Annotated in this window: 19 protein-coding genes; 4 read left to right on the top strand and 15 right to left on the bottom strand. The window is 68.1% G+C overall.

Translation table 11 applies throughout. From position 1 onward, the window contains the following. Window positions 1-30 precede the first annotated feature (30 nt). Window positions 31-780 (bottom strand): MIP/aquaporin family protein, encoded by a 750-nt coding sequence (locus tag ACZYZE_RS12815; RefSeq protein ID WP_459319238.1) that lies wholly within the window; start codon window positions 778-780, stop codon window positions 31-33. Between the two features lie 157 nt (window positions 781-937). Then, window positions 938-2,722, bottom strand: a complete 1,785-nt coding sequence (locus ACZYZE_RS12810; RefSeq protein ID WP_459319237.1) for a glycerol-3-phosphate dehydrogenase/oxidase — start codon at window positions 2,720-2,722, stop codon at window positions 938-940. Window positions 2,723-2,847: 125 nt separating this feature from the next. On the opposite strand from ACZYZE_RS12810, the gene ACZYZE_RS12805 reads away from it, so the two are divergent. From ACZYZE_RS12805 to ACZYZE_RS12790, 4 genes are read left to right on the top strand one after another with little or no spacing between them, the layout of a single operon-like run. Next, complete coding sequence (locus tag ACZYZE_RS12805) at window positions 2,848-3,810, top strand: sugar-binding transcriptional regulator (protein WP_459319236.1); 963 nt, start codon at window positions 2,848-2,850, stop codon at window positions 3,808-3,810. Between the two features lie 48 nt (window positions 3,811-3,858). After that, entirely contained in the window at window positions 3,859-4,728 is an 870-nt protein-coding gene (locus tag ACZYZE_RS12800; protein ID WP_463908039.1) for an aldo/keto reductase, read from the top strand. Window positions 4,729-4,740: 12 nt separating this feature from the next. After that, window positions 4,741-5,667 (top strand): alpha/beta fold hydrolase, encoded by a 927-nt coding sequence (locus ACZYZE_RS12795; RefSeq protein ID WP_463908037.1) that lies wholly within the window; start codon window positions 4,741-4,743, stop codon window positions 5,665-5,667. Continuing rightward, on the top strand, window positions 5,664-6,773 hold the full coding sequence (locus ACZYZE_RS12790) for a glycosyltransferase family 4 protein (RefSeq protein ID WP_463908035.1): 1,110 nt from the start codon (window positions 5,664-5,666) through the stop codon (window positions 6,771-6,773). The genes ACZYZE_RS12795 and ACZYZE_RS12790 overlap by 4 nt, the downstream gene beginning before the upstream one ends. 117 nt (window positions 6,774-6,890) lie before the next feature. On the opposite strand, the gene ACZYZE_RS12785 is transcribed toward ACZYZE_RS12790, so the two are convergent. The 13 genes from ACZYZE_RS12785 to pyrR all read right to left on the bottom strand — a co-directional run bounded on the left by ACZYZE_RS12785 (window position 6,891) and on the right by pyrR (window position 22,233). Next, the gene (locus ACZYZE_RS12785; protein ID WP_463908033.1) at window positions 6,891-9,050 is read right to left on the bottom strand and encodes a primosomal protein N'; all 2,160 of its coding nucleotides are present in this window, start codon (window positions 9,048-9,050) and stop codon (window positions 6,891-6,893) included. A gap of 164 nt (window positions 9,051-9,214) precedes the next feature. Further along, window positions 9,215-10,450 carry a methionine adenosyltransferase gene (gene metK / locus ACZYZE_RS12780; RefSeq protein ID WP_459319231.1) on the bottom strand — a complete coding sequence of 412 codons (1,236 nt, stop codon included), beginning with the start codon at window positions 10,448-10,450 and terminating at the stop codon, window positions 9,215-9,217. A gap of 78 nt (window positions 10,451-10,528) precedes the next feature. Next, window positions 10,529-11,839, bottom strand: a complete 1,311-nt coding sequence (locus ACZYZE_RS12775; protein WP_459319230.1) for a bifunctional phosphopantothenoylcysteine decarboxylase/phosphopantothenate synthase — start codon at window positions 11,837-11,839, stop codon at window positions 10,529-10,531. 25 nt (window positions 11,840-11,864) lie between these two features. Beyond that, the gene (gene rpoZ / locus ACZYZE_RS12770; protein WP_011692102.1) at window positions 11,865-12,125 is read right to left on the bottom strand and encodes a DNA-directed RNA polymerase subunit omega; all 261 of its coding nucleotides are present in this window, start codon (window positions 12,123-12,125) and stop codon (window positions 11,865-11,867) included. A gap of 39 nt (window positions 12,126-12,164) precedes the next feature. Next, entirely contained in the window at window positions 12,165-12,737 is a 573-nt protein-coding gene (gene gmk, locus ACZYZE_RS12765; RefSeq protein WP_459319229.1) for a guanylate kinase, read from the bottom strand. A 40-nt stretch (window positions 12,738-12,777) separates the two neighbouring features. Continuing rightward, entirely contained in the window at window positions 12,778-13,095 is a 318-nt protein-coding gene (mihF, locus tag ACZYZE_RS12760; protein ID WP_463908030.1) for an integration host factor, actinobacterial type, read from the bottom strand. 167 nt (window positions 13,096-13,262) lie between these two features. Beyond that, the gene (pyrF, locus tag ACZYZE_RS12755) at window positions 13,263-14,144 is read right to left on the bottom strand and encodes an orotidine-5'-phosphate decarboxylase (protein WP_459319227.1); all 882 of its coding nucleotides are present in this window, start codon (window positions 14,142-14,144) and stop codon (window positions 13,263-13,265) included. Then, entirely contained in the window at window positions 14,137-17,478 is a 3,342-nt protein-coding gene (carB, locus tag ACZYZE_RS12750; protein ID WP_463908027.1) for a carbamoyl-phosphate synthase large subunit, read from the bottom strand. The genes pyrF and carB overlap by 8 nt, the downstream gene beginning before the upstream one ends. Continuing rightward, a complete protein-coding gene (gene carA / locus ACZYZE_RS12745) occupies window positions 17,478-18,743 on the bottom strand; it encodes a glutamine-hydrolyzing carbamoyl-phosphate synthase small subunit (RefSeq protein WP_463908025.1) in 1,266 nt (421 codons plus the stop codon). The genes carB and carA overlap by 1 nt, the downstream gene beginning before the upstream one ends. Beyond that, window positions 18,724-19,242, bottom strand: coding sequence for a PH-like domain-containing protein (locus tag ACZYZE_RS12740; protein WP_463908023.1), 519 nt, complete (start codon window positions 19,240-19,242; stop codon window positions 18,724-18,726). The genes carA and ACZYZE_RS12740 overlap by 20 nt, the downstream gene beginning before the upstream one ends. Beyond that, on the bottom strand, window positions 19,242-20,609 hold the full coding sequence (locus ACZYZE_RS12735) for a dihydroorotase (protein ID WP_459319223.1): 1,368 nt from the start codon (window positions 20,607-20,609) through the stop codon (window positions 19,242-19,244). Before ACZYZE_RS12735 ends, ACZYZE_RS12740 begins: the two co-directional genes overlap by 1 nt. Next, on the bottom strand, window positions 20,609-21,637 hold the full coding sequence (locus tag ACZYZE_RS12730; protein ID WP_459319222.1) for an aspartate carbamoyltransferase catalytic subunit: 1,029 nt from the start codon (window positions 21,635-21,637) through the stop codon (window positions 20,609-20,611). Before ACZYZE_RS12730 ends, ACZYZE_RS12735 begins: the two co-directional genes overlap by 1 nt. Further along, window positions 21,634-22,233 carry a bifunctional pyr operon transcriptional regulator/uracil phosphoribosyltransferase PyrR gene (gene pyrR, locus ACZYZE_RS12725; protein ID WP_459319221.1) on the bottom strand — a complete coding sequence of 200 codons (600 nt, stop codon included), beginning with the start codon at window positions 22,231-22,233 and terminating at the stop codon, window positions 21,634-21,636. Before pyrR ends, ACZYZE_RS12730 begins: the two co-directional genes overlap by 4 nt. Between the last annotated feature and the right edge of the window lie 233 nt (window positions 22,234-22,466).

The following is a 22,466-nucleotide window of genomic DNA, read 5'->3' as shown; positions in this document are numbered from 1 at the left end:
GCCTGGCGGTTGTATGGGTGAGTGCGGGGGTTAAGCGGCTGCGGTAACGATGATCGGCACGACGGCGGCCACGATTCCGGCGAGTCCGCCGCCAATCAGCGGTCCGACGACCGGGATCCAGGAGTAGCTCCAGTCGCTGGAGCCCTTGCCCTTGATCGGGAGGAGTGCGTGCGCGATGCGGGGACCCAGGTCACGGGCGGGGTTGATGGCGTAGCCGGTGGGTCCGCCGAGCGAAACACCGATACCGACAACCAGCAGGGCCACGGCCAGCGGGCCCAATCCGGATGGTGTCCCGCCGAAGGTCAGGATGACGAAGACGAGGACAAAGGTGCCGATGATTTCCGTGACGAGGTTCCACGGGGTGGAGCGGATGGCGGGACCGGTCGAGAACACGGCCAGCTTGCTGGCGGGCTCGGGCTCGGCATCGAAGTGCTGCTTGTGGGCCAGCCACATCACGAGGGCGCCCAGGAAGGCGCCGAGCAGTTCAGCGCCGAAGTACGTCAGCGTGGACGCGAAGTCGACAGGAACGCCCGGAGCGTACTCCTTCTTGCCGTTGAGCAGCAGACCGAAGGTGACGGCCGGGTTCAGGTGCGCGCCCGACTTGGCGGCGACGTAGACGGCGGCAAAGACGGCGATGCCCCATCCCCAGGTGACCATCAGGAACCCGCCGTTGTTCCCTTTGGTGCCTTTTAGCGCCACGTTTGCCACGACGCCGCAACCCAGCAGGGTCAGCATCGCGGTGCCGAATACTTCGGACAGGAAAACTATTCCAAGAGACATCTTTGACTCCTCTATTTTCTGTTGTCAGCCCTTCGCGAGTTTGAAGGGCCGTTGGGCCGGCGGCGCGTTGCCGCCGCCGGCCGGCCACTGCGCCGGTCCTGTGAAGAGACCCCGCAGTCCTTGCGTCCGGACGTCCCCCGTCCGGCGCCGAGGTTTGTCAGGAGACCAGGCTGTGGACCTGGACGCCGTGGTATCGCTCGAGCACCTCCTGAGCGTGGCTGATCTCGGAGGACCGTGTTGCCGCGTCCCAGCCCAGCGGGCCGGAAAGGATCCCGGCAACCTCGTTCAGCAGTTCGCCGGTCACCAGGCCACGGAAGGCCAGGGACGTGCGGCGGATCAGTACGTCGATCAGGTGCCCGATCTGTTCGTTCTGCGCCATGAACTCCAGTTCGCGGCTACTGAGTTCGCGGGTGGAGTGCAGGAGCCGGTCCGCGTCCGCGGCGCCGTCGAGGAAGGAGATGACTTCCGCGGCACGCGTGCCGTAGCGGGTCAGCAGGCCCGCGACCCGGTCGGCGTCGCGGCCGGCGGACATATGCGCTTTGATCCAGCGCTGGACGCCGTCGTCGCTGTCGGGGAAGCCGGCGCCGCCGCCGATGGCCAGCTTCGCCGTCGAGACCTTCCGTTCCATGCCGAGCTCGGCGAGGACGTCGTTGCTCAAGTGCTCGGCGAGGGCCCGGAAAGTGGTCCATTTGCCGCCCACAAGGCTGAGGACGACGCCGCCATTACCGCCCGCCGGGCCGGCTGAACCCGCCCGGCGCTCGATCCGGTAGTCACGGCTGACGAAGCCCGGCTGGGTGGCATCATGCTTCGGCAGGGGCCGCACCCCGGCGAAGGTATACACGATCTGCCCGCGGTCCACGGCAACGTCAGGGAAGACATGGCCGATCAGGTCAAAGAAGTAGTCGATCTCGGCCTCGGTGCAGACGGCGTCCTCGGCCATGTCGGCGTCGACGTCGGTGGTGCCGACGAGGACCCGGTCGCCCATCGGATAGATGAGGACGATCCGGCCGTCGGTGTGTTCGAAGAAGATCTCGCGGCCGTTGCAGGCCGCCAGCAGTTCCGGATGGTCAAGCACAATGTGCGAACCCTTGGTGCCGCCCATAAAGGACGACGCCGCGCCCATCGCCTGGTTGGTCAGGTCGACCCAGGCGCCGGTGGTGTTCACAATGACATCGGCGGTGAAGTCGAACACCTCGCCCGTGAGTTCGTCACGGAGCCGGACGGTACCGCCGGATCCGGAGCCTGTCGTGGACAGGAGCGATAGGTAGTTGCTGGCGCGGGCGCTGTGGCCGCCGGCCGCACCGGCCTTTTCGCCGTCCTGCAGTACATCCAGGGTGAGCCGCTCCGGATTGTGCACGGAAGCGTCGAAGTAGGTGGCGGCGTACTTGATGCCCGGGTGCAGCCGGGGCAGTTCGGCCAGGGCACGCTTGCGGCCGCGGAACTGATGCCGGGGCACTGTACCGCCGTCGCGGGAGAAGAAGTCGTACAGACTCAGGCCCAGCTTGATCAGGAAGGCCCCGCGCTCCTTGGGTGCGCCCTGCTGCTTGTGGGTAAGGAAGCGCAGCGGCGCCGCGAGGATGCCGGAAAAGGTGCTGAAGATGGGGATGGTGGTCTGCAGCGGCTTCACATAGTGCGGTGCGATCCGCAGGAGCCGGTTCCGCTCGACCACGGACTCCTGGACGAGGCGGAACTCGCCGTTCTCGAGGTAGCGGATGCCCCCGTGGATCATGTGCGATGAGGCGCCGCTGGCGCCCTGGCAGTAGTCGCCGCGCTCCACAAGCGCCACATCCACACCCTGCAGTGCCAGGTCCCGGAACGTGCCGACTCCGTTGATGCCGCCGCCGATGATCAGCACCTGTGCCCGGGGCCGCGTCCGCAACTTCTGCACCGATGCGCGCTCGCCGGTCTGCGCCTGGTTGCGGGCTGAATCCTTGTGTCCCAAAAACTGCTCCCTTGGGTTTGGTCCTCTGCGGCGCGCCACGTGGCGCGCCGCCGTTCAACACTATTGTTTGGAGTAATGGAAAATGGAGTCAAGCACTATGCACAAACGTGCAGAACGGAAATGGGATGACGCCTTCACGCCAGTCCGACGCCCTCAGGGCGGCCCAGCTGTACTACCTGCAGGACCTGACCATGGACGCGATTGCGCGTGAACTCCGGACCTCGCGATCCACTGTCTCGCGGCTGCTGTCCTCGGCCAGGGAAACCGGCCTGGTACAGATCCAGATCCGCAACCCGCTGGACACGGGCCCCGAGCTGGAGAGCATGATCCGGCTCGAATACAAGGTGGATGTCCACGTCGTTCCAGTCGTTGACACCTTGAATGAAGCGGAAACACTGGACCGTGTGGCAATGCAGGCCGCCCGCACCATCGGCCCGCTGGTGGACTCGAACGCCATCATTGGCGTGGCCTGGGGTTCCACTCTCAGCGCCGTCAGCCGGCACCTGACCCGGAAGATCACCCACGACAGCGTGATCGTCCAGCTCAACGGCGCCGGAAACATGCAGACCACCGGCATCACCTACGCCTCGGACATCATGCGGCGCTTCGGAAGTGCCTACGGTGCCCGGGTGGAACAGTTCCCGGTACCGGCGTTCTTTGACCACGCCGCGACCAAAGCCGCCATGTGGAATGAGCGCAGTGTGCAACGCATCCTCGATCTGCAGTCCCGCATGAGTATCGCCATATTCGGCGTCGGATCGGTCGACGCCGACTACCCCAGCCACGTCTATGCCGGCGGCTACCTCGATGAAGACGACCTGAACGTGCTGGCCGGCTCCGGGGTCGCCGGCGATGTCGCCACCGTCTTCTTCCGGGCCGACGGCTCCTCGGACGGCATCACCCTGAATGCACGGTCCACCGGTCCGGACCTTGCCCAACTCCGCCAAGTCCGTCGAAGGATCTGTGTGGTCTCGGGCGCCTCCAAGATCAACGGGCTGCGGGGGGCCCTCGCCGCGGGCCTGGCCACTGACCTGATCCTCGACGAGGCCAGCGCCCGGCGGCTGGTCAGCCTGGACTGGCGGTCCTAGCTGCCCGTCCTGAGGGATGGGGCCGGCGAAGTCGGTAGAGTCAGTGCTATGAGAATCTCCCCCCGACTGACCTTGAACAACGGTGTGATGATCGACCGCCTGGGCTTCGGGCTGTACAAAGTGCCGCCGGCCGACGCCGCTCCCCTGGTAACCATGGCGCTGGAGGCCGGCTACCGCCATGTCGACACGGCGGCCATGTACGGGAACGAAACCGGCGTGGGCAAGGGCATCGGCGCCCTTTCGGCATTCGGCGGCGGCGCCGGAGGATCCGGGGAACTGGCAGGCTCGCTGACCCGTCAGGACGTGTTCGTGACCACCAAGGTGTGGAATGACGACCACGGCTACGACGCCACTATGCGCGCCTTCGATACCTCGATGTCAAACCTCGGGCTGGAGTACCTCGACCTCTACTTGATCCATTGGCCGTGCGCGAAGCGCGGGCTGTTCACGGAGACTTACCGGGCCATGGAGACGCTCTATCGTGAGGGCAGGGTCCGCGCCATCGGCGTAGCCAACTTCCAGCCCCGCCATCTGGACCGTCTGCTCGAAACGGCCGAGGTGGTGCCGGCCGTTAACCAGATCGAGCTTCACCCGTGGCTGCAGCAGGCGGAACTGCGGGAGATGCACGCCGCCCTGGACATCAGGACGGAGGCGTGGAGCCCGTTGGGACGCGGGCAGGTCCTCACGGACCCGGTGATCCTGGCCCTCGCGGCCGAACACGAACGCACCCCGGCCCAGGTCATCCTGCGCTGGCATCTCCAGCTCGGCAACGTCGCCATCCCCAAAGCCAGCTCCTCCGGGCGCCTCCGGGAAAACCGGGGCGTCTTCGACTTCGAGCTCTCCGCAACGGACCTGGCCGATGTCGCCGCCCTGGAGCGCGGTTTCCGCACCGGCTCCCACCCGGACAACGTCAACTAGGATCCCAGGAAGATGGAACACGTGGACACCAAGCCCTCACCCTCGCCCCTCTTCAGCGCGGAGCTGGAAGCCCGCACCCGCTCCTGCCGGGTGGACCTCGGCGGCACCAGAGTGGCCTACTGGAGCTACGAGCCCGTCCAAGTGACGCCGGCAACCCGCACCATCCTGGTGATCCATGGCTTCCGCGGCGACCACCACGGACTGCTGCGTGTGGCGGACCAGTTGTCCGAGATGCGGCTCATCATGCCGGACCTCCCCGGCTTCGGCAGCTCCGCCGCGTTCGCGGGCACCGAACACAGCGTCGAAGGCTACGTACGCTTCGTCAGCGACTTCATGGCCGCCCTGGGCCTGGGGCCGGACACGGTCCTGCTGGGCCACTCCTTCGGGTCGATCCTCGCGAGCCACTTCGTCGCCGGCAACCGCGGGGCTGTCGCCGAGCTGATCCTGGTCAACCCGATCGCGTCCCCGGCCCTCGAAGGTCCCAAGGGGCTCATGACCAAGCTCGCGGTGCTGTATTACGAGGCTGCCGCACGCCTCCCCCGCCGGCTGGGGCAGGGCCTGCTGCGCAGCCAGCTGATCGTCCGGCTCATGAGCGAGACCATGGCCAAGACCCGGGACAAGGACCTCCGCCGATTCGTCCACGCCCAACACAGCTCGTACTTCTCCGCCTTCGCGGACCGGGACAGCCTGCTTGAGGCGTTCAAGGCATCGGTCGGCGGCACTGTCTCTGACATTGCCCGCCGGCTCACCCTGCCGGTCCTGCTCATCGCCGGCGAAAAGGACGAGATCGCAACCCTCCCTGACCAGCACAAACTCCTGGCCCTGCTGCCGGACGGACACCTTGACGTAATTCCCGGCGTCGGGCACCTCATCCACTACGAAACCCCCGGACCCGCCGCGGGCTTCATCCGCCGCTTCCTGAAGGACCACGCCACGTGAAAATCCTCATTGATGCCCGCTTCACCAGGATCGACCACCACGACGGGATCAGCCGCTACGGCGCCAGCCTGATCGCGGCCACGGCCAAGATAGCGGACGTCTCGATGCTGATCAGCGATCCCCGGCAGCTGGCCCTGCTGCCGGACGTGCCGTACACCCTGATCAACAGCCCTCTCTCCCCCGCCGAGTTGTTCGTGGCAGCCAAGGTCAACACGCTCGGCGCCGACGTTGTCGTGTGCCCCATGCAGACGATGGGCAGCTGGGGCCGGAAGTACCCGCTGGTGCTGACCCTGCACGACCTGATCTACTACGAGCACCCGGCCCCTCCCGGATTCCTCCCGGCCCCGGTCCGGGTCCTCTGGCGCCTGTACCATAAGGCGTTCTGGCCCCAGCGCGTACTGCTGAACCGCGCGGATATTGTCGCGACCATCAGCTCCACCACGGCGGCCCTGATCTCGAAGTACCGGCTCACGAAGCGTCCGGTCAAGATTGTGGGCAATGCCCCGCAGCCCGGCCTCACGCCCCGGGATCCCGGCGCCGGGGCGGACAAGTCGCTGCTCTACATGGGTTCCTTCATGCCCTACAAAAATGTGGAGACCATGATCCGCGGCATGGCCGGGCTTCCGGATCTGACCCTGCACCTGCTCAGCCGGATCACCCCGGCGCGCAGGGCGGAACTGGAGGCCCTGGCCCCGGCCGGCGCGAACATCGTGTTCCACAACGGTGTGACCGATGCCGAATATGAGGCCCTGCTGGCCCGCAGCACGGCCCTGGTCAGCCTCTCCAAGGCGGAGGGGTACGGCCTTCCCCTCGTGGAGGCGATGTCCCACGGCACCCCGGTGATCGCCAGCGACATCCCGATTTTCCGCGAGGTGGGCGGCGATGCCGTCAGCTACGTCCGTCCGGACTCGCCGGCTGAGTTCGCGGAGGCCGTACGGAAGCTCGAGGAGCCGGCTCAGTGGAAGGCCCGCTCGCTCCGCTCCGTGGAACGCGCCGCCGAATTCAGCTGGGACGCGTCCGCCCGTAGCCTGCTGGAACTCGCCGAAGAGGCCGTGGTGCTGCATGCGCGCCGCTCCGGCGCCCCGACGGTGGCGGACAGAAAGTAGCCGGCGCGCAGACCCCAGCGGCGCCCCACTCGCCGGTGCGCTTCGTGGTCGCCGGGTGGCAACGGCGAACCCGCATGCTTCCGGCGACCTCGGTAGTATCTTGGCCGCGAAAGTCCCCTAGAGCACGTCCACGCCGTCGAGGCGCAACTGCACGGGGTCGTCGCTGCGTTTGGCGGCCGCGGCGGCCTTCACCGCCCGCATCACCTTCGTGGCCTCGGCAGCCTGGCCGTACGGGATGAACAGCAGGGTGCGGACGTCTTCGCCGCCGTCCCGCGCCGGGCTGCCGGCTCCGACACCGTGAGCGGCCATCACCAGCGGTGCCGGGCCTGCTGCCCGCAACACGATTCCCTCCGCGCCCAGCTGCCGTTCAATGGCCTGGGTGAAGTGCCCGACGGCGGTGCGCCCGCCGGTGACGGAGGCAACCCGCACAGCCGGCGGAAGGTGCAACTCCTGCCGCAGGGACAGTTCGCGCCGGGCGTAGCCGGCGGGATCCCAGCGCAGCAGGGCTCCGACGCCGGCGGTGTCGTCGGCGGTTATGACCACGAGGCCGCCGTCGGCTGCAGGGCGGACCAGGGCGGCGGCGTTGAACCAGCGGCGGACGGCGTCCTCCCCGGCCCGCAGGTTTTCCCGGCGCAGCAGCGAGTCGCCGTCGAGCAGCAGGGCCGCGGCGTAGCCGCCGGGTGCGACCGGTTCGGCCCCCACCGTCGCCACCACCAGCGCCTTCGTGTCCCCGACGGTGGCCAGCACCCGGTCCCCGGAGGAGGTGATGACCGGCCTGCCGGGAAAAGCCCGGCCAAGCTCCTCGGCCGTGCGGAGCGCCCCGGTGGCACCGCGCCGCAGCCGTACGGCGTTGCAGGTGCCGCAGCGCCAGGCGGGGGCCGGCGTCGAGCACCAGCGGCACTGCGGGACGGCGGAGCTGCCGGTAGGCCCGGCAATGGCCAGCGGGCCGCTGCAGGACACACAACGGGCCGGTTCACGGCAGTTCTCGCAGGCGAGCGACGGCGCGTACCCGGCCCGGGCCACCTGGACCAGGACGGGGCCCCGTTCGAGGCCTTCCTTGGCGGCGCGCCAGGCGGCACCGGGAAGCCGCGCGATCCGGGCCAGCGGATCATGCTCGAGTTCGAAGCTGTCGGCCGTGTTGAGCACGCGCGGGACGGTCCGGCGCACCACCGTGCGGTCCGCCTCCACGGGCCAGGCCCAGCCCGATTCGACCAGCCGCTGGGTTTCGGTGCTGCGGGAGTGCCCGGCGAGGAGGCAGGCGGCGCCCTCCTGGCCGGCGCGGAGCAGCAGGACCTCACGGGAGTGGGCGTACGGGGAGCGCTGCTCGATGTGCAGCTCGTCGCCGTCATCCCAGCAGACCACGAGGCCCAGGTTGTGGACGGGCGCGTAGGCGGCGGAGCGGGTACCGACGGCCACCCCGGCGGCGCCGCTGAGGAGCCGCAGGAAGCTCCGGTACCGCGGGGTCTGGCCGTCGTCCGCGGTGAGCCGGGCGACATCCCCGGCGGGGAGGAGTCCGAGCAGTGCGGACTCCACCCGGTCCAGGTCCCGGTAGTCGGGCACCACGACGACGGCGCCGCGGCCGGACAGCCTGACGGCGGCCACGGCTTCGGCGATCATCCGGGGCCAGCCGCCGGGGCCGTAGCCCTGGAGGGCGCCCAGCACCGCCCGCGGCGACTCCCCCGCACCGAGATGCTGGAGGAAGGCCGGGCCGTTGCGGTAGTCGGACCAGCTGGAGGCCTCCAGGCCGGCAGGAATGCCCGCTCCCGCCCCGTCATCGGGCGTGTCGTCAGCAAACAGGGCCGGGTCCAGCTGGCCGTCCGGGGCGAGTTCCTTTTCGAGCCTGGCCATCCGCGGCGGGACAGCGACACGCAGGACGTCGCTGAGCGTTCCGGCGTACCGGGACGCGACGCGGCCCGCCAGTTCGGCGACGGCGGCCGTCAGCACCGGCACCGGCGAGATGACCTGGTGCAGGGGCACGAGGTCATGGCCGGCGTCCGATTCCGCTGCCCGCTCCACGAGGTAACCGGCCAGTTCCTGGCCGTTGAACTTCACCTTCACGCGGACGCCGGGCTGCGCCGAGGCATCGAGGCTCGCCGGGACGCTGTAGTCGAACGCCCGGTCCAGGTGCGGGAGGGAGGACTCGAGCCGGATGCGTGCCACGGGCAACTCCGCCGCGAGGGCAGGGCCGGAGGCGGCGGCCTTCGTCGGGAAGCCCTGCAGCAGCGGGAGCTGGAGGGGCTCATCCGGCGTTGTGGCGCCGCCAGGGATCGGCGTCATGGCACCTTCCTCCCTTCGGCAGCGGTACAACACTTCAACGGCAGCTCAATGAAGAGTAGCCAGGCCACCGGAACGGCGGCCTGGCTACAGCACATCACACGGCAGCGACATTTATGCCAGCGACGTTTTAGGACAGTGACGTTCAGGACAGCGGCATTGGTGTCTTAGGCGTTGAAGAACGCCTTCAGCGCGTCAACGCGGTCCAGCCGCTCCCAGGTGAAGTCCGGGTCCTCGCGGCCGAAGTGGCCGTGCGCCGCCGTCTTGGTGTAGATCGGGCGCTTGAGGTCCAGGGCGTCGATGATGGCGCGGGGGCGCAGGTCGAAGATCTCGGCGATCGCGGCACTGATCCTGGCCGGGTCGACGGTCTCGGTGCCGAAGGTTTCCACGTAGGTGCCAATCGGTCGGGCCTGGCCGATCGCGTACGCGATCTGGATTTCGGCGCGCTTCGCGAGTCCGGCAGCCACCACGTTCTTGGCGACCCAGCGCATCGCGTACGCGGCCGAACGGTCCACCTTGGACGGGTCCTTGCCGGAGAAGGCGCCGCCGCCGTGGCGGGCCATGCCGCCGTAGGTGTCGACGATGATCTTGCGTCCGGTGAGGCCGGCGTCGCCGACCGGTCCGCCGATGACGAAGGCGCCGGCGGGGTTCAGGATGTTGTGGGCCCGCGAGATGTCCAGGTTGGACATGGCCAGGACCGGATCGACGACGTACGCGGCGAGGTCGGCGCGGAGCGTCTCGAGGCTGGCGCCTTCGGCGTGCTGGCTGGAGATGACCACCGTCTCAACGGAGACCGGGCGGTCGCCGTCGTAGCCGACGGTGACCTGGGTCTTGCCGTCGGGGCGGAGGTAGGACAGTTCGCCGTTCTTGCGGACCTCGGTGAGGCGCTCGGAGAGGCGGTGCGCGAGCCAGATCGGGACCGGCATGTAGGAAGGGGTCTCGTCGCTGGCGTAGCCGAACATCAGGCCCTGGTCGCCGGCGCCCTGGAGGTCGTAGTCGTCTTCCTGGCGGCCTTCGCGTGCTTCGAGCGAGTTGAAGACACCGCCGGCGATGTCGTTGGACTGCTGGCCGATGGAAACGGACACGCCGCAGCGGGCTCCGTCGAAGCCGTTGGCCGAGGAATCGTAGCCGATGCCGAGGATGGTCTCCCGGACGATCTGCGGGATTTCGACGTAGGCATCCGTGGTGACCTCGCCGGCCACATGGACCAGCCCCGTGGTGGCCAGCGTCTCAACGGCAACCCTGGATTCGGGGTCCTTGGCCAGCAGGGCGTCGAGGATCGCGTCGCTGATCTGGTCACAGATCTTGTCGGGGTGTCCTTCGGTCACCGACTCGGAGGTGAACAGACGGAGCGAGGCGGGCGTGGACCCGTGGAAGTCAGGGATGTGCAGCGGTAAAGTCACTCAACTACCTTACTGGTTGGAAAACGGACGTCCGGCGGCGTGTGTCCCCGTACGAAGGAGACGTTGACTACGCCGGGCTCAGGCCGGCGGAACAACCCGGCTCAGCTCGGCGCTGATGCGGTCGATCACAGCAGCGGCAACGTCGGATTTGGAACCCGACGCCTCTTGGGGTTCGGAGCCGGAGCGGGAAAGGATGACTACGGAGTTGGTGTCCTCGCCGAAGACCTTGCCATCCCCGACGTGGTTGACCACGAGCAGGTCGCAGGCCTTTCGGCTCAGCTTGGCCTGGGCATACTCCAGGACGTCGCCGTCGGCGTCCCCGGTCTCGGCCGCGAAGCCGACGATCAGCTGATGGCGGGAGGCCGCGTCGCGGACCTCCACGAGTTCCCGCAGGATGTCGGGGTTGCGGACCAGCGAGATGACCGGGTCTGCGGCGTCGTCGCGCTTCTTGATCTTGGTACCGGAGACGTCTGCGGGGCGGAAGTCTGCGACAGCGGCGGCCATAATCACGACGTCGGAGTCGGCGGCGGCGTGCAGGGCTGCCTTTCGCAGCTCCAGGGCCGTCTCGACCTTGACCACTTCGACGCCGTCGGGCGCGGGTACTTCCAGGTGGGCGGCCAGCAGCCGGACCCTGGCACCGGCGGCGAGGGCGGCGGCGGCCAGCGCGACGCCCTGTTTGCCGGAGGAACGGTTGCCGAGGAAACGCACCGGGTCCAGCGGTTCGCGGGTGCCGCCGGCGCTGACGGTAACGGTGAGGCCTGCCAGTGGCCGCATTGCCGACGGTGCCGACAGGAGTCCGGCGGAGCGCGCGGAAGACAGTGTCGCGTCCGACGGCGGCGGGGCAGCGCCGGGCATGGCAGGCGCACCGGCGAGGGCCATGGCAGCCTCGAAAATTGCCCCGGGTTCGGGGAGCCGCCCGGGCCCGGAGTCTGCGCCGGTGAGCCGGCCCGAGGCCGGTTCCAGCACGGTGACGCCGCGGCTGCGCAGGGTCTCGACGTTGGCCCGGGTGGCGGGGTGCTGCCACATCTCGGTGTGCATGGCCGGGGCCATCAGCACCGGGCAGCCGCCGGCCATCAGCAGGGTGTTGGTGAGGAGGTCGTTGGCCTGTCCCGTGGCAGCCCGTGCGAGCAGATCGGCCGTCGCGGGGGCCACCACGATCAGTTCGGCCTCGTGGCCGAGGCGGACGTGGTTGACGGTGTGGACCTCGTCAAAGACGCTGTTGCTGACCGGATGACCGGACAGTGCTTCCCAGGTGGCCACACCGACGAAGCGGGTGGCCGCCTCCGTGGGGATGACAGTGACGTCATGACCGGCTTCGGTAAAAAGCCGGAGGAGCGACGCCACCTTGTAGGCGGCAATCCCTCCCCCGACTCCGAGGACTATGCGCACGTGGCCTCCGTCTACGGCTGCGTAATTACTCTGCAGGCTCGATCGGAGTGGAAACGAGCTTGCCTTCGTTGATCTCGCGCAGGGCGATGGACAGCGACTTCTCGTTCAGCTTGGTGTCGACCAGCGGGCCGACGTATTCGAACAGGCCCTCGTGCAGCTGGGCGTAGTAGGCGTTGATCTGGCGTGCGCGCTTGGCGCCGAAAATTACCAGTCCGTACTTCGAGTCGGCAGCTTTCAGCAGCTCGTCGATCGGCGGGTTGATGATGCCTTCAAGGTTCGTGGACACGAATTCTCCAAATTCTAACGGGCCGATACGTCCCGGCGCCTAGCGTGGGTTCGGGGTCAGCCCCATGAGTGAAACAAGCTCGTCCGCTGCACGTCGAACGTCATCATTGATGACGGTGTGGTCAAACTCCGGCTCAGCGGCCAGTTCTAGTTTAGCGGTTTCCAGCCGCTGCTGCTGTTCCTCGGGTGTTTCCGTGCCGCGGCCCACCAGCCGGCGGACCATTTCGTCCCAGCTCGGCGGGGCCAGGAACACAAACTGGGCGTCGGGGACGGCCTCCTTGACCTGCCGCGCACCCTGCAGGTCAATCTCCAGCAGCACCGAGCGGCCCTCGGCAATCGCGGCATCCACGGTGCTGCGCAGCGTGCCGTAGCGGTTCCGGCCGTGGACCAGGGCCCACTCCAGGAGGTCGCCGTTTTCCACCAGGGCATCGAAGTCCGCGGCCGATTTGAAGAAGTAGTGGACGCCGTCAATCTCGCCGGGACGCGGCGGGCGCGTCGTCGCCGAAACCGAAAGCCAGACGCCGGGATAGTTGTCCCGGATATAGGTGGACACGGTGCCTTTGCCAACAGCCGTCGGGCCGGCGAGGACTGTCAGTCCCGGTTTCTTGCTCACATATTCCTTCAGCGGTGTTCGGATCAGCTCACGAAAGGAGCTATTTGTCGTCTATAAAATCTACCAGCGCCCGGCGCTGGTGAATTCCCAGGCCGCGGACCCGTCGCGACGCCGCAATGCCGAGCTGTTCCATAATCGCCGCGGCACGCACCCGCCCGATCCCGGGCAGCGCCTCCAACAGCTCCACGATCCTCATCCGGGCAATGGCGTCGTCGGAATCGCCGGAACTGAGCAGTTCCGCGATGGTCAGCTCCCTGGACTTCAGCCGCTCCTTGGCCGCGGCTCTGGTGGTCCTGGCGGCGGCGGCCTTGCCCAAGGCATCGGCACGCTCCTGCGGGGTGAGGGGTCGCAAGCTCACTGAAGTCCTCCCTGCGTGCGCAACCGGGCCGGTCAGACGGATCGCGGATCAGTCGGGCGGCTCGGCCGGACAGCGCCCAGGCAGTCGCCGTGGACGTGTCCTGAACCTACCGTCTGGACGAGGGAGAAATCAATGGACAAGATCCGCAGCCGCAGGTTGTCCCAAGGTCAGGGCGCGCGCAGTTCCTCCAGAGTCCGCTGGGCCGTGTCGCGCAGCGCCTGGATCCCCGGCCCTGCGCCGAGAATGTCCCGGCTCGAGGTGCCGAGCACCTGGCCGTAGGCACTGCCGAAGGTGCGGCGAAGGTCGGCGGCCGTGGCACCCTGGGCGCCCAGACCGGGGGCCAGGATGGGGCCGCGGACCGCCGCGAGGTCCAGGTCCAGGTCCGCCAGGGCGGAGCCGACGGTGGCGCCGACGACGAGGCCGGCGGAGCCGAGCGCCCCGGCGTCTTGATCAACGCCGTAGCGGCGGTTCTCCGCGGCGGCCGCCTGCACGATCCGGCGGGCCACGGAGTCCGCGCCGCCGACGTGCTGGACGGAGGCACCCTCCGGGTTGGACGTCAGCGCGAGGACGAACACGCCGCGCCCGGTCTGCGCGGCGAGGTCCAGGGCCGGCCTGAGCGATTCGAAGCCCAGGTATGGGCTCAGCGTCACCGAGTCGGCGGCCAGGGCGGAACCGTCCCGGAGCCACGCGTCCGCGTATGCGGCCATGGTGGAGCCGATGTCGCCGCGCTTGGCATCGGCGATGGTCAGCACCGAGGCTTCCGCGGCGGCGGCCAGGGTGCGCTCCAGCACAGCAATCCCGGCGGAGCCGTGCCGCTCGTACAGCGCCACCTGCGGCTTCACCGCGGCCGCCAGCGGACCCACCGCCGCCAGGACGGTGAGCGAGAAGCGCTCCAGCCCGGCGACGTCGTCGTTCAACCCCCAGGCCGTCAACAGCGCCGGGTGCGGATCGATCCCGACGCACAGCGGACCGCGGTCCGTCATGGCCCGGCCAAGCCGGGAGCCGAACGACTCCCGGCCGGCCGTGCTTGCCGCTTCGGACTCAGGCATGCGAGTTCGCTTCCTGCGCCACGCGCTCCTGCGATGCTGTGTTTTGCGAGACCGCCAGTGCGGCGGCGTGCTCCTGCAGGCTTGTGACGGACCATTCGTAGGTGCGCAGCGCCTCGATGGCCTGGACGGCGGCGTTGAATTCGGCCACTGTCGTAATGCAGGGGATGCCGATTGAGGTCGCCGCGGCACGCAGTTCGTAGCCGTCGCTGCGGGCTTCGCCGCCGGAGGGAGTGTTGAAGACCATGTCGATCTCGCCGGCGATGATGAGGTCGGCGATGGTGCCTTCCCCTTCGGAGCTGGAACCCTCGGCGACCTTGCGGACCGGGGTGGCCTGGATGCCGTTGCGGCGCAGCACGTCGGCAGTGCCGCCCGTGGAGACGATCTCGAAGCCGAGGTCGGAGAGCCGCTTGACGCCCATGATGACCGAGCGCTTGTCCCGGTTGGCCACCGAGACGAAAATCTTGCCTTCGGTGGGCAACGCGTTGTTGGCCGCGGCCTGGCTCTTGGCGAAGGCGGTGTCGAAGTGCTTGTCGATGCCCATGACCTCGCCGGTGGAGCGCATCTCCGGCCCAAGCAGCGAATCAACAACCTTGCCCTCCGGGGTGCGGAAGCGGCTGAACGGGAGCACGGCCTCCTTGACCGAGACCGGTGCGTCCAGCGGCAGCGTGGAGCCATCGCCGGTTGCCGGGAGCATTTTGTAGGCGGTGCGGAGCTGGTTGATGGTCACGCCGGTGCCGATCAGGGCTGCGGCCTTGGCCATCTGCACGCCGGTCGCCTTGGAGACGAACGGGACGGTGCGGGAGGCCCGCGGGTTGGCTTCCAGCACGTAGAGCACATCGGAGGCCAGGGCGAACTGGATGTTGATCAGGCCGCGGACACCCACGCCCTCGGCGATCGCCAGGGTGGCGGTCCGGACCCGGTCCAGCACGTTGTTGCCGAGGGTGATGGGCGGCAGCACACACGCCGAGTCGCCGGAGTGGATGCCGGCCTCCTCGATGTGCTCCATGATGCCGCCGAGGTACATCTCCGTGCCGTCGTAGAGGGCGTCGACGTCGATCTCGACGGCGTCCTCGAGGAAGCGGTCGATCAGCACCGGGTGGTCCGGGGTGATCTCGGTGGCGTTGGCGATGTAGCGGGAGAGGTTGGGCTCGTCGTAGACGATTTCCATGCCGCGGCCGCCGAGCACGTAGGACGGCCGGACCAGCACCGGATAGCCGATTTCGTCGGCGATCTTCTTGGCGTCGTCGAAGGACACGGCGGTGCCGTTTTTCGGCGAGATAAGGCCGGCCCTGTCGAGCACCCGGGAGAAGGCGCCGCGGTGCTCGGCGAGGTCGATCGCTTCCGGGGAGGTGCCGAGGATCGGCACGCCGGCGTCGGCGAGCTGCTGGGCGAGTTTGAGCGGGGTCTGGCCGCCGAGCTGGACGAAGACGCCCATCACGCCGCCGGTGCGCTCTTCGGCCGCGATGACCTCGAGCACGTCCTCGAGCGTGAGCGGCTCGAAGTACAGCCGGGTGGAGACGTCGTAGTCGGTGGAGACGGTTTCCGGGTTGCAGTTGACCATCACGGTTTCGTAGCCGGCCTTGCGCAGCGCCATCGAGGCGTGGACGCAGGAGTAGTCGAATTCGATGCCCTGGCCGATCCGGTTGGGACCGGATCCGAGGATGATGATGGACGGTTTGGCGTGCAGCGCCACCTCGTCCTCCTCGTCGTAGGAGGAGTAGTGGTAGGGGGTGTAGGCGGCGAATTCGGCGGCACAGGTGTCCACGGTCTTGTAGACCGGGCGGATGCCGAGGGCCTGCCGTACGCCGCGGACGACGTCCTCGGAGTTGTGCGTCAGGGCACCGATCTGCTCGTCGGAGAAGCCGTGGCGCTTGGCGCGTTTGAGCATCTCCGGGGTCAGGGCGGCGGCCTTGCGGATTTCGAGTGAGATCTCGTTCAGCAGCTGGAGCTGGTCGAGGTACCAGGGATCGATTTTGGTGGCTTCGAAGAGCTGCTCGATGGTGGCGCCGCCGAGCAGGGCACGTTGGACCTGGTGCAGGCGGTCCGTGGTGGGCCGCTTTGACTTCTCGATCAGCTCCGGGACTTCCCATTCCGGGACGTGGCTGAAGTCCAGCTGGGAGCCCTTCTGTTCGAGGGACCGCAGGGCCTTCTGCAGGGCCTCGGTGAAGTTGCGGCCCATCGCCATGGCCTCGCCCACCGACTTCATCGTGGTGGTCAGCGTGGGGTCCGCCGCCGGGAACTTCTCGAAGGCGAAACGCGGGACCTTCACCACGACGTAGTCCAGCGTCGGCTCGAAGGAGGCCGGGGTCTTCTGGGTGATGTCGTTCGGGATCTCGTCCAGGGTGTAACCCAGGGAGAGCTTGGTGGCGATCTTGGCGATCGCGAAGCCCGTGGCCTTGGAGGCGAGGGCAGAGGAGCGGGAGACACGCGGGTTCATCTCGATCACGATTACGCGGCCGGTGTCCGGCTCGACGGCGAACTGGATGTTGCAGCCGCCGGTGTCGACGCCGACTTCGCGGATGACGGCGATGGAAATGTCGCGCAGGCGCTGGTATTCGCGGTCCGTGAGGGTCAGGGCAGGTGCGACGGTGATGGAGTCGCCGGTGTGGACGCCGACGGGGTCGAAGTTCTCGATGGAGCAGACGACGACGACGTTGTCGTTCTTGTCGCGCATCATTTCAAGCTCGTACTCCTTCCAGCCGAGAATGCTCTCTTCGAGCAGCACCTCGGACGTGGGGCTGTACTGCAGGCCCTGGCCGACGATGCGGCGGAGGTCGTTTTCGTCGTAGGCCAGTCCGGAGCCGAGGCCGCCCATGGTAAAGGAGGGCCGGACCACCATCGGGTAGCCCAGGTCCTCGGCCGCGGTCAGGGCGTCGTCAATGCTGTGGATGATGTGGCTGCGGGCCGATTCGGCGCCGCAGCGTTCGACGACGCCCTTGAACTTTTCGCGGTCCTCGCCGAGCTCGATCGCTGCGATGTTGGCGCCGATCAGCTCCACGTTGTACTTCTCCAGCACGCCGTTCTTGTCCAGCGCGATAGCGGTGTTGAGCGCGGTCTGGCCGCCCAGGGTGGGCAGGAGCGCGTCGGGGCGTTCCTTGGCGATGATTTTCTCGACCACCTCGGGGGTGATCGGCTCGATGTAGGTGGCATCGGCGAACTCCGGGTCGGTCATGATGGTGGCCGGGTTGGAGTTGACGAGGATGACGCGGAGGCCTTCCTCCTTGAGGACGCGCAGTGCCTGGGTGCCGGAGTAGTCGAATTCGGCCGCCTGGCCGATCACGATCGGGCCGGAACCGATGACCAGGACACTCTTAAGGTCAGTTCTCTTGGGCATTACTTCTTGTCCTCAGTCTTGGAGTCGGTGGAAGTCTTGGTGCCGGAGGCAGCAGCGGCTGCGCCCTTCGTGTCCGCCATCAACTCGATGAAGCGGTCAAAGAGGTAGGCGGCATCGTGCGGGCCGGAGGCGGCCTCGGGGTGGTACTGCACCGAGAAGGCCGGGATGTCCAGGCAGGACAGGCCTTCGACGACGTCGTCGTTGAGGCTCACGTGGCTGACCTCGACGCGGCCGAAGCGCTGTTCCGGGGCCTGCGTGGCGCCGTCGAGCGGTGCGTCGACCGCGAAGCCGTGGTTCTGCGAGGTGATTTCCACCTTGCCGGTGCGGCGGTCCATCACGGGCTGGTTGATGCCGCGGTGGCCGTAGCGCAGCTTGTAGGTGCCGAAGCCCAGGGCCCGGCCCAGGATCTGGTTGCCGAAGCAGATGCCGAAGTACGGGATCTTCTCGTCGAGGACCGAGCGGAGCAGCGTGACCTGGTTGTCGGCGGTGGCGGGGTCGCCCGGGCCGTTGGACATAAAGAAGCCGTCAGGCTTGACCGCCTGGACGTCGGCCAGGGTCGCGGTGGCGGGCAGCACGTGCACGCGGACGCCGCGTTCGGCGAAGCGGATCGGGGTCATCCGCTTGATGCCCAAGTCGATCGCGGCGATGCTGAACCGCGGCTCGCCGTCCCAGCCCCAGTCCTTCGGCTCCACCGTGTAGGCCGTCTCCACGCTGACTTCCTCGGCCAGGCGGGCGCCTTCCATCGGAGCACTCGCCAGGACGGTGTCCACGAGTTCCTTGTCCGTGGCGCGGACCGCGTCGCCGGAGAAGATCCCGGCGCGCATGGTCTTGTGTTCGCGCAGGTGGCGGGTGATGGCGCGGGTGTCGACGCCCTGGATGCCGACGATGCCCTGTTCGATGAGCTCCTCATCCAAAGAACGCTCCGAGCGCCAGTTGGACGGGCGGCGGGCGGCGTCGCGGACGATGTAGCCGGCCACCCAGATGCGCCGGGACTCGGCGTCGTCCTTGTTGACGCCGGTGTTGCCGATGTGCGGCGCCGTCTGGACTACGAGCTGGCGGGCGTAGGAGGGATCCGTGATGGTTTCCTGGTAGCCGGTCATACCGGTCGCGAACACGGCCTCGCCAAGGGCGGTGCCGGTAGCGCCGTAACTGGTGCCGCGGAAGATCCGGCCGTCCTCGAGCACAAGGGCTGCCGGGGTGGATGCTGCTGCGTTTGATGTCATTTGGTTCGGGTCCGTCACGTTGTTACTTTCCACTATCGGCATTGGCCTGGGGGGCCGCGGGGATCAATTCCTGCAGCGCGTTGAGGAGGGTGGTCTTGTCTTCGGCGTGCCGGGTGCGGAACCCGGAGTCCAGTTCGCGGGCGCCGAGCATCCAGCTGACGACCAGCAGTCCGTCCTTTTCGACGAATTTGCCGGCCATGCCACTTTCCTGGCGCACGCCGGTGAGCCGTGCGGCCGGGATGAACACCGGGGCCGCGCCGGAGCGGTCGAAGAGCACACCTTCGGGGTGGACGCTGAGTTCGGCGTTGGTGCGGATGCCCAGGTTGTGGACGGCGATGCGGTCCAGCCAGTCGCCGGCGGTGGTGGAGGCGACGTACTGGCCGTCGGCGGCTGCCAGCGGGGCACCGAGTCCGGCGGGAACCCCGGGCAGCGGGCCGACGTCGGCCTGCCGGCGCAGGCGGTTCCGCCAGCCGACCGCCAGCAAGGCGAAAATGCCGCCTGCAAGGGCCAGCATCAGCAGGAAGAAGGGCAGCTTGTCCATCAGTTCCGGCCCGCCGGTGTGGCGTCTGGCAGGTCTGCCGGATACCGGTACGGGGTGTTGAGCTTACCGTCGAGGACGGTCGGGTGGCCCTTGAAGAACGTCGCCACGACCTTGCCGGGCAGTTCCCGGCCGGCAAACGGAGAGTTACGGCCCATGGTTGCCATCTTAGAAGGATCCACGGTCCAGCGCGCAGCGGGGTCCACGAGTATGACGTTGGCTGGTTCGCCGGTCTCGAGCGGGCGGCCCTGGTCCTCCAGCCGGCCGATGGCGGCCGGGGCGGTGGAGGTGACGCGGGCGAAGTCCGCCCAGTCCATCAGCCCGGTTTCGATCATGGTGTGCTGCACCACGGAGAGCGCCGTTTCCAGCCCTGTCATGCCCATCGCGGCCTGCGCCCACTCGCATTCCTTGTGTTCGCTCGGATGCGGGGCGTGGTCCGTGCCGACGACGTCGATGGTGCCGTCGGCCAGCGCTGAGCGGAGAGCCCGGACATCGGCTTCGGTGCGCAGCGGCGGGTTGACCTTGTACACCGGGTCGTAGCTGCGGGCCAGCTCGTCGGTGAGCCAGAGATGGTGCGGGGTGACCTCGGCCGTGACGTTGACGCCGCGGGACTTGGCCCAGCGCACGATTTCCACCGAGCCTGCGGTTGAAACGTGGCAGACGTGCAGCCGGGACCCGACGTGCTGGGCCAGGAGGACGTCGCGGGCGATGATGCTTTCCTCGGCGACGGCGGGCCAGCCGGTGAGGCCAAGGACGGCGGAGACTTCGCCCTCGTTCATCTGGGCGCCGGCCGTGAGCCGGGGTTCCTGCGCGTGCTGGGCCACGACGCCGTCGAACGCCTTGACGTATTCGAGTGCGCGGCGCATGAGCACGGGATCGTGGACACAGATGCCGTCGTCGGAGAAGACCCTTACCCGGGCGCGGGAATCGGCCATCGCGCCGAGTTCGGCGAGCCGCTCCCCCGCGAGGCCGACGGTGACGGCGCCCACCGGGCGGACGTCCACCCAGCCGGCGGCACGGCCGAGGGTCAGGACCTGTTCGACGACGCCGGCGGTGTCTGCCACCGGGGTGCTGTTGGCCATCGCGTGCACGGCGGTGTAGCCGCCCAGGGCCGCGGCGCGGGTGCCGGTCTCGACCGTTTCGGCGTCTTCGCGGCCGGGTTCGCGCAGGTGGGTGTGGATGTCCACCATGCCGGGCAGGGCCACGAGGCCGGCGGCCTCGATGACGGTGGCGCCGTCGGCTGCGAGGTTCTGTCCGCGTTCGGCGATAAGGCCGTCACGGATCAGGAGATCTTCGGGGGCTCCGCCGAGGATGGCTGCGCCGCGGATCAGGTAGGCACCGGCGCCGGCGTCCTGTTGCTGTGATGCCATCAGTGGCTCTCCTTGGTGACGTTGGCGGAGTTGGTGTATGACGAATGCGCGTTGCCGGCGGGTTCGCGGTTGTCCCCGGAGAGCAGCAGGTAGAGGGCTGCCATCCGGATGGAGACGCCGTTGCGGACCTGTGCGAGCACGGTGGAGCGGGGCGAATCCGCGGCTGCGGAGGAGATCTCCAGGCCCCGGTTCATCGGGCCCGGGTGCATGATGATCGTGTCCTTGAGGCCCAGTCGGTCGAGGGCGCGGAGCCGGTTATCGTCGAAGCCCCAGCGGCGCGAATATTCACGCGTGGTCGGGAAGAAGGAAGCGTTCATCCGTTCCCCCTGCACACGGAGCATCATCATCGCGTCCACGCCCCTGGCGAGGGTTTCGTCAAGGTCGTAGCTGACGGTGCAGGGCCACTTTTCGACGCCGACAGGCAGCAGCGTGGGAGGCGCCACGAGCGTGACTTCGGCACCCAGGGTACGCAGCAGCCAGACGTTGGACCGGGCCACCCGTGAGTGCAGCACGTCCCCGGCCATCACGACGCGCATCCCCGTGAGGTCGGCCCCGGCGGACGGCGTACCGGCCAGCTTCGACCAGTGCCGGCGCATCGTGAACGCGTCCAGCAGCGCCTGGGTTGGGTGTTCGTGGGTGCCGTCGCCGGCATTGATGACGGCGGCGTCGATCCAGTCGGTGGCGGCGAGCCGGTGCGGGGCGCCGGAGGCCCAGTGCCGGATGACAACGGCGTCCGCCCCCATGGCGGCGAGCGTCTGGGCCGTGTCCTTGAGGGACTCGCCTTTGGAGACGGAGGAGCCCTTCGCGGCGAAGTTGATGACGTCCGCGGAGAGCCGTTTGGCGGCGGCCTCGAACGAGATCCGGGTGCGGGTTGAGTCCTCGAAGAACAGGTTGACGACGGTGCGGCCGCGCAGCGTAGGAAGCTTTTTGACCTCGCGCTCCCCCACGGCGGCCATTTCCTCAGCGGTGTCGAGGATGCGGATGGCGTTGGACAGGCTCAGGTCTTCGGTGGAGAGCAGGTGTTTCATACGGTGGCCTCGATAACCACTTCGTTGACGGGCACCCCGTCGGCGGAGTCGGTTTCCTCGAGCCGGACCCGGACTTTCTCTGAGGAGGAGGTGGGGAGGTTCTTGCCGACGTGGTCCGCACGGATGGGCAGTTCCCGGTGACCGCGGTCGATCAGCACGGCGAGGCGGACGATGCGCGGCCGGCCGAGGTCGATGATCGCATCGAGGGCGGCCCGGATGGTCCGGCCGGAGTACAGGACGTCGTCGATCAGCACAACGACTTTGTTGTCGATGCCGGTGCGCGGCAGCTGAGTGGGGTAGGGCGGGCGCAGGGCCTGGTGGGAAAGGTCGTCACGGAACATCGTCACATCCAGTTGGCCGACGATCGCGGCCGGGTCCACGGTGGGATCGGCGGCGGCAATCTTGGCAGCAAGCCGGACGGCGAGCGGGTAGCCCCGCCGCGGGATACCCAGCAGGACCAGGTCCTGGGAGCCCTTGTTGGACTCGAGAATTTCATGGGCGATACGAGTGAGTGCACGGTCGATATCCGCCTGGTTGAGTACCACTCGGGTGAGTACAACCTTGGCCGGAACCGGTGCTTCTGGAACAGAAGTCAACGCTCGTCTCCCCTTTCCCCGCCTCACGGGACGGAATTAAAAAAGGATTGTTTGCGCTCCCAAATTACCACAGGGGCCGCCGCGGACCCGCCGCGGAACCGTAGCGGAGCCGTCGCGGAGCCGCGCGTTTCGCGTCCCGGCCGCGCCGCCCGGGACGGCGGACATGGACATCCGGCCGCGGCGGGAGCGAAACCGCGGGAGAGGACCACCTGCCGCAGCACAGCCGCTAATTG

The organism is Pseudarthrobacter woesei, assembly GCF_055412745.1.
Note: the sequence above shows the minus strand (reverse complement) of the source record. Positions and strands in the feature narration are given on the sequence as shown.

What these genes read in the sequence shown, in the direction of transcription:
- ACZYZE_RS12730 (WP_459319222.1), bottom strand. Translation starts at nt 21,637, where the DNA reads ATGAAACACCTGCTCTCCACCGAAGACCTGAGCCTGTCCAACGCCATC.
- ACZYZE_RS12785 (WP_463908033.1), bottom strand. Translation starts at nt 9,050, where the DNA reads ATGACGCCGATCCCTGGCGGCGCCACAACGCCGGATGAGCCCCTCCAG.
- ACZYZE_RS12740 (WP_463908023.1), bottom strand. Translation starts at nt 19,242, where the DNA reads ATGGACAAGCTGCCCTTCTTCCTGCTGATGCTGGCCCTTGCAGGCGGC.
- carA (WP_463908025.1), bottom strand. Translation starts at nt 18,743, where the DNA reads ATGCCGATAGTGGAAAGTAACAACGTGACGGACCCGAACCAAATGACA.
- pyrF (WP_459319227.1), bottom strand. Translation starts at nt 14,144, where the DNA reads ATGCCTGAGTCCGAAGCGGCAAGCACGGCCGGCCGGGAGTCGTTCGGC.
- carB (WP_463908027.1), bottom strand. Translation starts at nt 17,478, where the DNA reads ATGCCCAAGAGAACTGACCTTAAGAGTGTCCTGGTCATCGGTTCCGGC.
- ACZYZE_RS12815 (WP_459319238.1), bottom strand. Translation starts at nt 780, where the DNA reads ATGTCTCTTGGAATAGTTTTCCTGTCCGAAGTATTCGGCACCGCGATG.
- ACZYZE_RS12795 (WP_463908037.1), top strand. Translation starts at nt 4,741, where the DNA reads ATGGAACACGTGGACACCAAGCCCTCACCCTCGCCCCTCTTCAGCGCG.
- ACZYZE_RS12805 (WP_459319236.1), top strand. Translation starts at nt 2,848, where the DNA reads ATGACGCCTTCACGCCAGTCCGACGCCCTCAGGGCGGCCCAGCTGTAC.
- ACZYZE_RS12800 (WP_463908039.1), top strand. Translation starts at nt 3,859, where the DNA reads ATGAGAATCTCCCCCCGACTGACCTTGAACAACGGTGTGATGATCGAC.
- ACZYZE_RS12735 (WP_459319223.1), bottom strand. Translation starts at nt 20,609, where the DNA reads ATGGCATCACAGCAACAGGACGCCGGCGCCGGTGCCTACCTGATCCGC.